We start from the raw sequence: 13956 nt of genomic DNA on the forward strand, positions 1-13956 counted from the left end.
CTTATTACTAATCCGTTGATTAATCGTTTTTGCCATGAATATGCCATGGCATGCCTTAAGCCGAACCGGTTGGCCCGGCCGGCTGGTGTAAAAACTATATTATCGCTTACTTTCGCTCAAAGTTCAAATCCTCTGTACGGATTGTCATCAGCTCCAGTTTCCCTGGACTGCCTTCTGAGTATTGTTCCAACAAGCGAACCGCCTGATGCCTGATCGAACGCTCAATGGCATTACGAACGTATCTGGCGTTACTGAACGCATGCAGCGAATCATTTTTTTCCTGAAGCAAATGTTGCTTCAACTTGAGTATGGTCTGTGGCATTAGAATATAATCACGCTCTTTGGCCATAATCTCAGAGATTTGAATCAACTGATCAATACTATAGTCTGGAAACTCTACCTGAATGGGAAAGCGGGAAGGTAACCCCGGATTCGTCTGGAGAAAAAAATCAATTTCTTCCGAATACCCGGCAAGAATCAGTATAAACTGATTTTTATTATCTTCCATGGACTTCACAAGCGTATCAATGGCTTCCTTGCCAAAATCCTTCTCACCACCGCGTGCCAAACTGTATGCTTCATCAATGAACAAGATCCCACCGAGTGCCTTTTTGACCAGATCTCTTGTTTTCTGCGCCGTGTGACCGATATACTCTCCTACCAGATCCGCACGCTCTACTTCAATAAGATGTCCTTTACTCAACACACCCATCTTCTGAAAAAGTTTCGCAACAATTCTGGCTACAGTTGTCTTACCGGTCCCCGGATTACCTTTGAAGATCATATGATACACGTGCGCGCCACTAAGTAAGCCTGCTTCGGTACGCATTTGAGCAATCTGTAGGAAAGCATAGATTTCAAATACCAAGTCCTTGATATTTTCAAGTCCAACCAGTTGTTCCAATTCACCCTGTATCTCCTGGAAGTGCGCATGTTTGGTTATACTCTTAGCCGCCTGTACTGCCGCTGCTTCGTCTTTGACCAACATCTGAGGTTCCTGGTTACGCAATACAATATTAATTTGTCTGGATGGTCTGCCTCCTGGTTGCTCTCCTGCAGCCATGACCCGTCCGTTCATTCGCCATCACCTCTATTTTATCGGGCTGAACTCTCCTGATTATTAATGTATTCTATCAGGTGCTCCAATATTAGAAGGATCATGAAGAATTCTAAGGCCAGGTACGTGTCTCAAATCTGAATGTTTTTTCGAAACTCTCCGTTCTCAAACAAACTCTGCCTGTGCTTCAGTGATAACTGAAAGTATGGGAATACATGTGCATCAATGGCATGCAGCAGTTCCTTTGCCGTCTTGTTTGCCAAGTCATAATCACCTGTCGTAATATGCTTCCGTGACAATGCATCTTCAAGCTCATCTTCGTCCAGCAAAAACACTTCTCCATCTTTCAGCACAACGACATCCAGATACAGGTCATCAAACCAAGGAACACCTTGATCGGTTATCCCCTGACTACGACATGTATCAATGTACCACTCTACAATCCGTTCCTGATCGTCAAACATCGCCGTAACTACAAAGTGTTCTCCCTTCGGATAGTATTGCAGCCAAGAATAACCTTTATCTGCGATACAGAAGGTACTGCCTCCATATGTTTTCCACAGAGGTTCTTTCAAATCCTGTATGGTGTACAACGTAATATAACCTGTGAAAATTTTGGATTGAACGAACCGGCATGTGAATTGTCGGTTCGTAATCCGGCGCCAGTTCGCGCGGTCCCCGAATTTCCGTTTCATACGAACCCCTCTTTGCCGACTACAGGCCCGTGACCTGCTCTCATATTGGTGAACAATGTAATAACGTCCGCATGATGGCTTCCAGCGCTCTGGACCCACCTTGCACAACGTATTACGAATAGTTACAGCTTACCATATTTAAGGTATACACTCAAAATCAAGCTTTGTCCCACCTATTCATTAAATGAGCTTTTATTACGGATGGTTCCGTATAACACAAAAAAACTGCTTCACCGGGTTTCCGGGAAGCAGTTTTTTCAATGTAGCTTAATGTAGCTATTTAGTGATTCAATGGCTTAGCCGCCAGTTCCCGCTTGAGAATCTGCAGGTACATCTGTGCCCCCAGTATCCCCACTCGTTCCGCTGTCCGGGGTTACAACTTCGCCAGGCGTCGTTACGGACCCATCATCGGAACCTTCACCTGTACTACCTGGATCTGTTGTCCCCTGACCAGGTGGGGTCGTATTTCCTCCCCCAGGTTGACCGTTTCCTTGACCGGCTCCACCGTTATTACCACCGTTGCCATTGTTTCCGTTATTACCATTTCCATTTCCGTTGTTGCCATTTTCATTACCATTGCCGTTATTACCGTTCGAGTTGCCATTATCCGGTGAACCACTGTCCGGATTCTCTGTACCAGGCTGCTCAGGGTCTATCTCTGTTCCAGGGTCTATGCCAGGATCAGGTTCCTCCGGTGGCACTTCCTGCGCTTCAATCATCAGAGAGATGGTGTTGGAAGGATCCGTCTCCAGTCCTGATGCCGAATCATAGGCTGTCACATAGTACTCATAGGTCAGACCAGGCAACGCACTTAAATCTTGTGCACTGGTAGCGCCTACTGCATCTATGAGATGAGTAAACTGCGCTTCAGAAGTTTCTTTGCGATATACACGATATTGTGTGCTCGCGTCCCCCGTACCCGCCCAACTCAGTGAGACGGTTTGAACAGAGGGATCATATGATCCACTCAATCCACTAACGGACAGAGTTGGCTGTTCTGGTTCTTCTACTGGCGGAGGTGCCTGCCCTCCAGCCGGTGTTTTGAATTGCTTCACGGGAACACCTTTCATCGCATCTCCCATGACTTTGGCAAAGAAAGCTGCCGACAGCTTACTGCTGTTCTTAAGCATATGATTCGCATCCGGATTGTCATAGCCCATCCAGACTGCGGCGGTCCATTCCGGTGTGTATCCAACGAACCATACATCACGGTTGGCACTGTTGCCAGAGATGCCACTTTGAACAGTTCCTGTTTTACCCGCTACCGGACGATCCAGACGTGCTGAACGTCCCGTACCGTCATTAACAACGTTCTGTAGCATCTGTGTAAGCTGATACGCATTTTGCTCACTCATGACACGCGTTGTGTCCGAGTTATCGTGTTTATACGTGGTTTTGCCTGCGCTATCCTTAATTTCTTTAATGGAATAGGCTGCTCGGTATTCGCCTAGGTTAGCAAATGCACTATAGGCTTGCGCCATTTCCAGTGTATTTGTACCTTTACTCAGACCACCGAGGGCAATAGCCAGGTTCTTGTCTTCATCTGTCAGCTGTATGCCTACACTCTTGGCAAAATTAATGCCTGTGTTAACACCTATTTTATCAAGTAGCCAAACCGCAGGAATATTTTCCGACTTCGTAATGGCTTCCGTCATACTGATGGTTGAAGAATATCCATGCAAGTTACCAGGACAATAGTTACCAAAACATTGCTTCGCATTACTCAGCGACGAGTTGGCACTGTAATTTCCTGATTCTAGAGCCGGTGCATAAGACACAATCGGTTTAAAAGCTGAACCTGGTTGTCTTCGACTCTGCGTTACACGGCTATAGCCTTTGGTCTGATAATCCCGTCCACCAAGGAGGGCAACGAGGCTACCATTCTCATGGTTCATGATAACCATGGAGCCTTGAACCTGTTGATCATCTTTGCTTGCCTCGAACAGACTATCATCCGTGAAGGCAGTTTCCATGGCTGTTTGAGCCTGAGCATCCATGGTTGTATAGATTTTGTATCCACCGATATTCAGATCATCTTCCGTTTTGCCTGTTACACGTTCAGCTTCACGGAGCACATAATCAATAAAGGCTTGATATTTCTGATCTTTTTCTGGTCGCTTGTAGTTATAGTTAATCTCTTTTGCTTCATCCATCTCCGCCTTGGTAATGTAGCCTTGTTCATACATCAGCTGCAATACCACACCTCGGCGTGCTTTTGAATCGTTTGGATTGCTCACCGGATTATAAGCAGAAGGGCCTTTCGGCATAGCTGCTAATGTGGCAATCTGCCACAACTTCAATTTATTGAGATCGGTAACTCCAAAATAAAATTCAGATGCTGCTTTAATGCCGTAACGCTGATGGCCGAAGAATATCCGGTTCAGGTACATCGTCAGGATTTCGTCTTTTGTGTACTTGCGCTCCAATGCCATGGCAATCGATACTTCCGTTGCTTTACGGAAGAACGTCTTGTCACGGGACAAGAACATGTTCTTGGCAAGCTGCTGGGTGAGTGTACTACCACCTTCCACCATAGAACGAGCCATGACATCCTTAACCGCGGCACGCCCAATGGACCAGATATCCACGCCTTGGTGATCGTAGAATCGTTTATCCTCCGTTGCGACAAAGGCTTGCTTCACCAGCTCTGGAATATCATCTTCATTGACGGGTTCCAGCTTCTGAATGGACAGCTCCCCCATTAATTGGCCATTTCGATCATATACTTTTGAAGTTTCATTAATTGTGGTTTTGTCCTTGTTGGCTTTGAGCAGATTTTCGCCACTTACCATAATAAATAAATATCCGCCTAGTGCACAGAATATGGCGATTGCCATTGTGAAAAACAGTGTCCATCCAACGCGTTTACCCGTAATTTTTTTCTTTTTAGAGGTCTTTGGCTTCGCTTTTTTGGGTGACTTGTTATTGTTGTTGCGATTGTTAGACCTCGACAACGGATCGTTTGGCATGTTACCTCCTGACTCCCTTTCGGTTGCATAATTTCTATTCGTCTGTAGGCTCAGGCATATATTAAACATATTTTGCCCGGAATGAAAAGAACAACCCTTTATTCAGGTTGCTCTGTTTCAATACCTATACTTGTAGACGAAATGGTTGGTGAAAAGGTTTCGTAATTTTTTTAAGCTTCGCCGCTGTTATCTTGCTGCATCAGCGATACGCTGCGTTGCGGCGTGAACGTGGAGATGGCATGCTTGTAGACCATTTGCTGGCGTCCGTCGCTGTCAATGACGATCGTAAAATTGTCAAATGCCTTGATCGTCCCGCGGATTTGGAAGCCGTTGGTCAGATAGACCGTAGCAGGAATATTCTCTTTCCGCAGTTGGTTCAAGAACGTATCTTGGATGTTGATGGACTTGTTCATTAGCCGTACCCCCATTGGTTCATTTGAATTCGTGTTCAAGTAATATTCAATATCGCTGAGTAGCTTTCGTGCTATTATATCATGAACAGTTTCATATAATCCACAAAAACCCCTTGTCTGCTATTTTGCACCCATTCTTGGCGTGGTTTACAACTAGAAGACTTATCCATTATACACCGCTTGCCAGATTTGCAAAAGAGGGACAAAATCTTCGTTTTTAAGCATACTCCTTGATTGTTTAGCGAAGCGTAATCCCTTCCATCTTTTCTAGTGATAAGCAAAAACCTCTATCTTTTTAAATTTCAAAAGGTAGAGGTTTACATTCGCTGATCTAATCCAGGCATATGAGATCAATACTAATCGTTGCTCAAATCAGTTAAATTTTCGTGTAATCAAGTCACTTACCTGATTGTAGTTTCCTTCAAAGTCTTCGGTATCCGTCATGTCCACCCATTCAATATCCTTCATATGGCGGAACCAGGAAAGCTGACGTTTGGCAAAACGCCGCGTATCCCTTTTCAACCACTCAACCGCTGCTTCCCAGCTCACTTCTCCTTGCAGGAACGCTGCAATTTCCTTATAACCCAGTCCTTGCATGGAAATATGACCTCTCGCCACTCCACGTTCCAACAGGGATCTCACCTCATCGACCAAACCTTGTTCGATCATCAGGTCAATCCGCTCTTCTACCCGGGCATACAACTTCTGACGATCCATTGTCAAACCAACAATAAGAAGGTCATAAGGCGACTCTTTCTTCTGTACTGCCAGCTGATCAGACCACTTCTCGCCTGTGAGGTGATGGATCTCAAGCGCACGTACAATTCGCCGCTGATCATTCGGATGCAGACGATCGGCACTAACTGGATCAACTTCCCTCAAACGATCATGAAGAGCCTGTGCTCCATGTTGCTCCGCAAAGCTGAATTGTCGCTCTCTGAATGCTTCATCTGAACCACTATCGGAAAATTGGAAGCCGTAACATACCGATTCCACATACAGACCGGTGCCACCTACAATAAAGGGCATTTTACCGCGTTCATGGATTTCACTAATCAATCGTGTGCAACTCTCCTGAAACTCGGCCACAGAGTACGGATACTCCGGTTCATGGATATCAATGAGATGATGGGGTACACCTTTCATTTCTTCAGATGTAATCTTGGCTGTTCCGATATCCATTTCACGATATACCTGCATCGAATCCCCTGAGATAATCTCACAATTAAATGCTTGGGCAAGCTCGATGCTCAATCTCGTTTTGCCTACTGCTGTTGGTCCAACCAGCACAAGCAGTTTAGGTTTTGGTTTAACTTCCGCTTTCAACATTAATCACTCCGTACAGGGTTTTTGCATTCGCCCGATCAAGTATTTCAAATCCGAGCCTGTCAAACTCCGCGCTGCCGCGCTTTTCTTTCATAACGACACGTTTACGGGCAACCCGTCTCGCTTCCATAATGCTCTGTTCGTGCAACGCATGAGCATTCGCATAATCTCGCAAGGGCTGTATAGCACTTGAATCCATCATCGGCTCTCGGAACATAGGGTCAAAATAAACGGTATCACAGCTTCGATCCGGCATGGAACGAAGCAACTCAAGATGATCCACATGCCGCAGATCTATCCGCCGGAAAGCCTCATCCACCAAGGGCTGATTACTCTTATAATGAGACATGCCCTCCAACAGCAGGGTATAGAGCGGTTGAGAACTTTCACATGCGATGACCCGTCCGCTCTTACCAGCTGCAACCGAAAATACCAGCGCATCTGAACCGAGTCCAGCGGTACAATCAATAATTGTGTCCCCTTCAATTACCAGACCAGCTTCCAGCATGGGGTCGGCTTCCCCTCTTAGCACACGTTTAGCACGAACAAATCCCATACTGGGGTGAAACTCAAGCTCCGTTGCATCCTTGCGAAACAGGCGCGCTCTGCCATTGAGCACGACCAGAATTTCATCGATACCATAATGTTCAATGAGTCTGGGTAAAGACGTTCTCTTGCGCGGTACGTAGGTACCTCCAGTCGTTTCGGCGAGCTTACGTGCACGCTCCACCTGAGAGGCAATCTCCTTGTCACCGGTTGTAATGTACATAATGTCCCCCTAAATAGCTACATCACTCGTTTAAATAGTTTCTCTAGATCATACGTTGAAAATGAAATCACTATCGGTCGCCCATGCGGACACGTGTAGGGCTGTCGACATGAACCCAGACGCTGAATCAGCACCTCTGCCTCCTGATCCGTCAGCTTCTGGTTGGCTTTGATAGACGCCTTGCAGGAGCACATAATGGATGCAGCTTCCCTCATCTTGGCGACATCTATACTGCGTTCACTAAGAACCCATTCGGACATTTCTTCAATAATGTCTTTCTCGTCCCCTTTAGGGAACCAGAACGGGTGGGAACGCACACGGAACGTCTGTCCACCGAAATGCTCCAAATATACACCCGCCTGTTCGAACCAGGCCAGTCTTGTTTTCAGCTTTTCCGTCTCCGAAGGTGTGAACTCCAGCGTAATCGGCAGCAGTAACTCTTGTGAGGCCTGGGCAGGGTTACCGAATTTCTCGTAGTAATACTCATAATTTACACGTTCATGAGCGGCATGCTGATCAATCAAATATAAACCTTGGTCATTTTGCGCAATCAAATACGTACCATGATGCTGTCCGATCAGACTCAGTTCCGGAAATGCGGGCATGGATGCATCCGATTTAATGGCAGCGGCCAGTTTGGTCGCATCAGGCAAAGCTGAAGTTTTCCACGTCCGTTCATTTCTCGCAATCGAAGACGGGCTATACGATGAACGTGCTTCCCTAACCGATGAATATACGGAATCGGAGCGGTACGTAGATGGTGTGCCTTCACCCAACGGTTTCTCTGTTGCTCTATGATCTCCGCGATCTTGAGAAGAGAGGTCAGTTTTCGGAAAAGTTTCGGTAGAACTTGTACTTGAATTTGAACTTGTACTTACATTCTTAGTGCCTTTTTGCACGTCAGCAGATGTCTGCTCCCCGTCATGACTAGCAATCTTCTGCAAGATATCCCCGTTCCAACTTTCTAACTGCTCAGGGGGGGGTGTAATCTCAGGTGGAGCTTCGGGCAGCGGCACCGACTGACCCTCTTCAGATACTGGTTGTCCTGTGGTCACATCCGCCGGAGCATCCAAATCCAGATCATCATCTTCCGCAGTCAACTTCAGCGGCGCACTACCAGGTTTCCCGAGCGGACCTTGTTGACCATATCCTTCTGCATCAGATGGATCTTTCAGAGGACCACGTGGAAAGAGGAATTGTTCCTGGATAAAGGAACTATCGTCTCCACGTCGAATCTGCTGCTTTTTGACCTGTGGAATCAATACCTCCTGCCGGAGTATCCCCCGTAGCGTCGTCTCTATAAATTCATATAGTTCTGGTTCCTTGCTGAAGCGAACCTCCAGCTTGGCCGGATGCACGTTCACATCCACGAGAGAGGGGTGCATCTCCAACTGCACCACGACAAGTGGGAACCGATTAATGGGCAGCAAGGTATGGTAGGCTTTGAGAATCGCCTGATTGAGACCGTAATTGCGAACAAATCGCCCATTAACAACCGTAGACATCCCACCACGATTCGCTCGTGTCCATTCAGGCAGGCTGATCAGCCCACTCACTCGGTAATCCAGACTTTCTCCCTGGATGGGGAGCATTGCTTTCGCTGCACTTGTACCATAGATCGCTGCAACCACTTGCAGCAGATCCCCGTTTCCCAACGTCTGAAGCAACACATTCTCATTATGGCGCAGTCTGAACGAAATGTTGGGATGAGACATCGCCATACGGTAAAGCACATCTGATATATGTCCAAGCTCGGTCTGGATCGTTTTCATATATTTGAGTCTGGCTGGTGTATTGTAAAATAGTTCTCTCACTGCAAAATCTGTACCTTGGGGTGAGGTTGCATCTTCATGAGATATAAGATTCCCGCCTTCAATTACGATGCGGCGCCCCCGCCCGTCATTATCACTTGCGGATAACACCTCTACCTTGGACACTGCGGCAATACTCGCCAGGGCTTCGCCACGGAATCCAAGACTTGTGATCTGAAACAGATCTCGGCCGTGGGCTATTTTACTGGTCGCATGACGATAAAAGGCAGTCTCCATATCCTCTGGCTCAATACCTGAACCATTGTCTTTGACACGAATACTGAGGAGTCCACCCTCTTCCACCGTGACTTCAATCTTGGTGGCGCCTGCATCCACTGAGTTTTCGAGCAACTCTTTGACGACTGAAGCAGGTCGTTCGACCACCTCACCCGCCGCGATCTGGTTGGCAATATGTTCATCAAGCACATGTATTTTCGCCACAGGTTTTCCCCTCCCTTATACTCAGGATAATTGCTGTGCCTTCAATTTGAGATCATTCAATATCTGCATCGCCTGAAGAGGCGTCATATTCATGACGTCGATATCTTTCATCGTACGGATAAATTCTCGCGCTGGTTTATCCACCGCAACTACATCCGCTTTCGTTGCCACACTCGGCTCATCATCTCCAAAGATGGACAGTTGAACCACATCCGATTGGCTCGCACTGGACTGTACTTTGCTGCTGTTTGATTTCTTGGCATGTTGCTTCCCAACCGAATCTTCAATAGAAGCTGTGTAATCTGTACTTTCCACAGTCTCATACTCCCGAATTAATGGTGCTGCATCCGTGTGCTGGAATTCTACAGCTTTGACATTCAGGCCTGCTTCCTGCTTCTCACTACCGATATACTCACTACCTACCGCTACCTGCGCAGCTGCATGCTCGAACCCATGCAACAATCCATTCGCCCGCTCAATAATGCTATCAGGCAGACCTGCAAGCCGTGCACAATAGATACCATAACTGCTGCTGGCTGCCCCGGCAATCAATTTGCGTAGAAAATTAACCTTGTCGCCGCTCTCCTGTACGGCCATCGAGTAGTTGGCCAACTTGTCCAGACTCTCCTCCAGATGAGCAAGTTCATGGAAATGAGTCGATACAAGAGCTTTACAGCCGATAATATCATGTACATATTCAATAACAGACTGAGCAATGGCCATGCCTTCGCTGGTTGACGTTCCCCGTCCCAATTCATCGATAATGATCAAACTGCGTGGTGTGGCTTTGTCCGTCATGACCTGAATGTCGGCCATCTCCACCATAAATGTGCTTTGTCCACCAATGAGATCATCCGCGGCACCGATCCGTGTGAAAATTCGATCCATAATCGGCACTTCTGCTTGACCCGCAGGTACAAAACAACCTACTTGCGCCAAAATGGAGATTAAAGCGACCTGTCGCATATACGTACTCTTACCAGCCATATTTGGACCGGTAATCAGCAGAATACGTGCCTCTTCCTTGGTCATTGCCGTGTGATTGGCAATAAATGCACCATCTCGCATGACAGCCTCAACGACCGGATGACGTCCTTCTTCTACAACCAGATCATAACCGTCGGTCAGTGTAGGTCGTACAAAGTTTCGCTCAGCACTGATCACTGCAAAAGATTGATATACATCAATTTCGGCTACCTGTTCGGCCAGCTTCTGCAATCTTGCAATTTCTTTGTTCAATCGCTCGCGCAGCTCTGCGAACAGTCCATACTCAATATCAACCATTTTGTCCTGAGCTTCGAGAATCAACGTCTCTTTTTCCTTCAACTCCGGCGTAATATATCGTTCTGCATTAGCGAGTGTCTGTTTACGTTCATAACGTCCCTCTGGCAACGAAGACAGATTGGACTTGGTGATCTCGATATAATAACCAAACACTTTGTTATATCCAATCTTTAGCGATCGTATGCCTGTCGCCTCACGCTCTCGCGCTTCCAGCTCCGCAATCCACTGTTTCCCGTTGACCGAAGCCTCACGCAATTCATCCAGACGTTCATGATACCCTTCACGAATAAGACCTCCGTCCCTTACCGATACCGGCGGCTCGTCCACAATGGCTTGCCCGATGGCTTCACGCAGATCATTGCAATCATCCATCGTATCGGCAATATGCTGGAGTGTTGCAGAAGAAGATCCAGCGCAATGCTGGCGTAGCCCTGGAATTTTCTCGAGCGATGACTTGAGCGCATTCAGATCACGACCATTGGCATTACCAAAAGCAATCCGGCCTACCAATCGCTCCAGATCATAGATGTCTTTGAGTTCTGCCCGCAGGTCCTCACGCAATATAAACTGGTTGTACAGTGTATCCACAGCTTCCAGTCGCTCATTAATCTTCCCTTTTTGCAACAATGGCTTATCGACCCACCGACGCAGCATTCTCGCACCCATGGACGTCTCGGTCCGATCAAGCAACCAGAGTAATGAACCTTTTTTGGAGCGTTCACGCACAGTTTCCACTAATTCCAGGTTTCGGCGGGTAAATGGGTCTAAAATCATGTAATGATCGGGCTCGTACGTTGAAATCTGTGTTAACTGCCCCAGAGAACGTTTCTGAGTCTCACTCAGGTAAGAGAAAAGACGTGCAATACACGCTTGACGTTCCGGCTCCAATCTTGCCCACACAGCCTCGCCAAACTGCTGACGGACCAGATCTTCCTTATTCTTTGTCCACGACGTGTAGACCACAGGGCGACCGATTGGAGATGCCTCGGCTTCTACCGTTTCAAGCAACGCTGCATCCCCTACAAGCTCCGATGGTTCATAGATTCCGATTTCATCCTTGAGCCATTCCTTGGAATAGGGTACTGATGTCACATACAATTCACCTGTTGAAAGATCACAAGCTGCAAGCGCCAGCGTATTTTGATTACCTGTAAGACAGACCATGTAGTTGTTGGACTTGTCCCCTAGCGTCTTTCCTTCCATCACCGTTCCGGGCGTAACCACACGTACAATTTCACGTCGTACCATGCCTTTGGTTACACTCGCATCTTCCATCTGCTCGCATATCGCGACTTTATATCCTTTTTCAATCAGACGCTGTATGTAATTGTCAGCCGAATGATAAGGTACACCGCACATCGGAATTTTGTCATCCGTGCCCCCATTACGTGCGGTCAGCGTGATCTCAAGTTCACGGGAAGCATTAATCGCATCCTCGAAGAACAGTTCATAGAAGTCACCCAGTCTAAAAAACAGAAAAGCATCTTGCGCTTCGGCTTTCACTTGCAAATATTGTTGAATCATCGGCGTATACTGAGCCATGATGAATACCCTCCATCCCGTTCCTATAATGTCAGGAAGAAACGCGTCCTGGAAGGACAATAAGACGGTCAGGCACTGTGTTTGCGCCTCCGCCTTATGTTTTGGCTAATCGCCACTTCCTTCAAGGGTTGCTGCTCCATATCTTCCGTTGCTATCATTTAAAAAGACTTGTTTCTTATTATATCAAAAAAACGTCCGTTCTTCATGAACCTGCCCGAATATTCCAGAGTTTGCGAATATCGCGGCTCTCATCCCAGGTTCTTCCGAGTTTTAATTGAAGGAGTAACGGTGACGCATACCGCTCATAACGTGCATATCCATCCAAGCTCTTCAGATCATCTACCAGAGCTGGAATGTGTTCCTTGATCACTTCGCGCTTTCCTTCATAAAAAGCGGTATGAACCTCCGCTTTCTCCAACGGACGCTGCCGTAATTGAGTATACCCGCTCACGATCAGACCTGCCAATGCCACAACGCCTTTCGCTACAAGGGGCGACACAAGGAAACTGGGTAACGTACGATACTCAAACCCACCGTAGGATTTCAGGCGAAAATCACCAAGTGCTCCATAACGGGGCCGTCTCCCCGATCCACGCGGGTCTTGAAGAAATGCCAGCGGCAATGCCAGATAATTGTCCAGTGCACGGAGCAGTTCCCCGGTAAGATTCACGCCACTAAAATGAATATGACCGCCTAGAGGTAATCCACGCTGTGGCATCCCTCCTGCCTGCCAGATGAGTGAGTGATCACTGATGCTGCGAGAAGCCGCTGCGAATGCCCTCATAAGATGAGCCAGTAGCTCACGCGGCTCAGAGCTGGGTGCGGGCCGCAATTCGGCAATTGGGTATATACGCCGGCCACCAATCGTCACGGAATCACAGCCTGCCATTCCTGTGCGTTCGAGAAATCTGGAGGCGGGTACAATTTTGGATTCTGGCATCTGTACCAGAACAAACTCGGGGTCCATCCCAAGTATGGGAACGGGTCTGTGATTCCACTCCTCATCCAGCAGTTCCTGCTGCTGCTTCCAGCTTTCCCTGTAGGTAGCCGCAAGGTTGGTCACCCCTTTCCAGGGGCACGGATCAATCGAAATCACCGCACAACCGCCGTTCCCGGAGGATTCCATTCGAACAGCTCCATGATCCAGTCCTAGCGTATACAGCGTTTTGATCGCAAGCCGTTCAACACGCTTGAACAAGGTTGAACTCGCTTCACGCTCCAACAGACTTTCCTGTGTCCCTCCCATGCCGCTAGTATCCTTACGCCTGATCCGGATCGCCTGCAGACAGCTTATCTCTACATCGTAGCGTACACGCAAACCTGGTTCACGCTTACGCCGATCCTGTAGTGACAATACTTCTATGCCTGCCTGTTTCAACCGTTCTGTACGTTGAGCAGAGGTCATATCTTCATATCGGCGTAGCGCTTCCTCCGCTTGTTCCATCACATTCATGACGCCCCCCCTCCCAGATCATGCAACTAAAATAAAAATAACCCCGCAATGCGGAGTCTTCCCGTGAAAGGTATTCCTGGCACATTGCGAGGCTCGTTACCACCCAATTTCAATATTTAAGAAGAAAGAGGGCTTACGCCCTCTTCATCGCGCCTTCTGGCGCATATGATACCTTAGGTTATCAACTATAAGCGTC

General features: G+C 47.5%; 9 protein-coding genes. All 9 read right to left on the reverse strand.

Going from position 1 to position 13956, the window contains the following annotated elements:
* Positions 1 to 106 precede the first annotated feature (106 nt).
* The 9 genes from MKX75_RS17150 to MKX75_RS17190 all read right to left on the reverse strand — a co-directional run bounded on the left by MKX75_RS17150 (position 107) and on the right by MKX75_RS17190 (position 13760).
* Complete coding sequence (locus MKX75_RS17150) at positions 107 to 1078, reverse strand: AAA family ATPase (RefSeq protein ID WP_062834999.1); 972 nt, start codon at positions 1076 to 1078, stop codon at positions 107 to 109.
* 110 nt (positions 1079 to 1188) lie between these two features.
* Positions 1189 to 1752, reverse strand: coding sequence for a DUF402 domain-containing protein (locus tag MKX75_RS17155; protein ID WP_062835000.1), 564 nt, complete (start codon positions 1750 to 1752; stop codon positions 1189 to 1191).
* A gap of 296 nt (positions 1753 to 2048) precedes the next feature.
* Complete coding sequence (locus MKX75_RS17160) at positions 2049 to 4721, reverse strand: PBP1A family penicillin-binding protein (protein WP_339166160.1); 2673 nt, start codon at positions 4719 to 4721, stop codon at positions 2049 to 2051.
* A 170-nt stretch (positions 4722 to 4891) separates the two neighbouring features.
* Positions 4892 to 5134, reverse strand: coding sequence for an RNA chaperone Hfq (gene hfq, locus MKX75_RS17165; protein WP_017687918.1), 243 nt, complete (start codon positions 5132 to 5134; stop codon positions 4892 to 4894).
* A 372-nt stretch (positions 5135 to 5506) separates the two neighbouring features.
* Complete coding sequence (miaA, locus tag MKX75_RS17170) at positions 5507 to 6463, reverse strand: tRNA (adenosine(37)-N6)-dimethylallyltransferase MiaA (RefSeq protein ID WP_339166161.1); 957 nt, start codon at positions 6461 to 6463, stop codon at positions 5507 to 5509.
* Positions 6444 to 7229 (reverse strand): class I SAM-dependent methyltransferase, encoded by a 786-nt coding sequence (locus MKX75_RS17175; protein WP_076331533.1) that lies wholly within the window; start codon positions 7227 to 7229, stop codon positions 6444 to 6446. Before MKX75_RS17175 ends, miaA begins: the two co-directional genes overlap by 20 nt.
* A gap of 17 nt (positions 7230 to 7246) precedes the next feature.
* Positions 7247 to 9481, reverse strand: coding sequence for a DNA mismatch repair endonuclease MutL (gene mutL, locus MKX75_RS17180; RefSeq protein WP_339166163.1), 2235 nt, complete (start codon positions 9479 to 9481; stop codon positions 7247 to 7249).
* A gap of 21 nt (positions 9482 to 9502) precedes the next feature.
* Positions 9503 to 12307, reverse strand: coding sequence for a DNA mismatch repair protein MutS (gene mutS / locus MKX75_RS17185; protein WP_339166164.1), 2805 nt, complete (start codon positions 12305 to 12307; stop codon positions 9503 to 9505).
* 202 nt (positions 12308 to 12509) lie between these two features.
* Positions 12510 to 13760 carry a hypothetical protein gene (locus tag MKX75_RS17190; RefSeq protein ID WP_339166165.1) on the reverse strand — a complete coding sequence of 417 codons (1251 nt, stop codon included), beginning with the start codon at positions 13758 to 13760 and terminating at the stop codon, positions 12510 to 12512.
* Positions 13761 to 13956 lie beyond the last annotated feature (196 nt).

Source organism: Paenibacillus sp. FSL R5-0341 (assembly GCF_037975235.1).
In the GTDB taxonomy this organism is placed as follows: domain Bacteria; phylum Bacillota; class Bacilli; order Paenibacillales; family Paenibacillaceae; genus Paenibacillus; species Paenibacillus amylolyticus_A.

Coding starts and splice junctions, on each gene's coding strand:
- MKX75_RS17150 (WP_062834999.1), bottom strand. CDS start 1,078: ATGAACGGACGGGTCATGGCTGCAGGAGAGCAACCAGGAGGCAGACCA.
- MKX75_RS17155 (WP_062835000.1), bottom strand. CDS start 1,752: ATGAAACGGAAATTCGGGGACCGCGCGAACTGGCGCCGGATTACGAAC.
- MKX75_RS17160 (WP_339166160.1), bottom strand. CDS start 4,721: ATGCCAAACGATCCGTTGTCGAGGTCTAACAATCGCAACAACAATAAC.
- hfq (WP_017687918.1), bottom strand. CDS start 5,134: ATGAACAAGTCCATCAACATCCAAGATACGTTCTTGAACCAACTGCGG.
- miaA (WP_339166161.1), bottom strand. CDS start 6,463: ATGTTGAAAGCGGAAGTTAAACCAAAACCTAAACTGCTTGTGCTGGTT.
- MKX75_RS17175 (WP_076331533.1), bottom strand. CDS start 7,229: ATGTACATTACAACCGGTGACAAGGAGATTGCCTCTCAGGTGGAGCGT.
- mutS (WP_339166164.1), bottom strand. CDS start 12,307: ATGGCTCAGTATACGCCGATGATTCAACAATATTTGCAAGTGAAAGCC.
- MKX75_RS17190 (WP_339166165.1), bottom strand. CDS start 13,760: ATGAATGTGATGGAACAAGCGGAGGAAGCGCTACGCCGATATGAAGAT.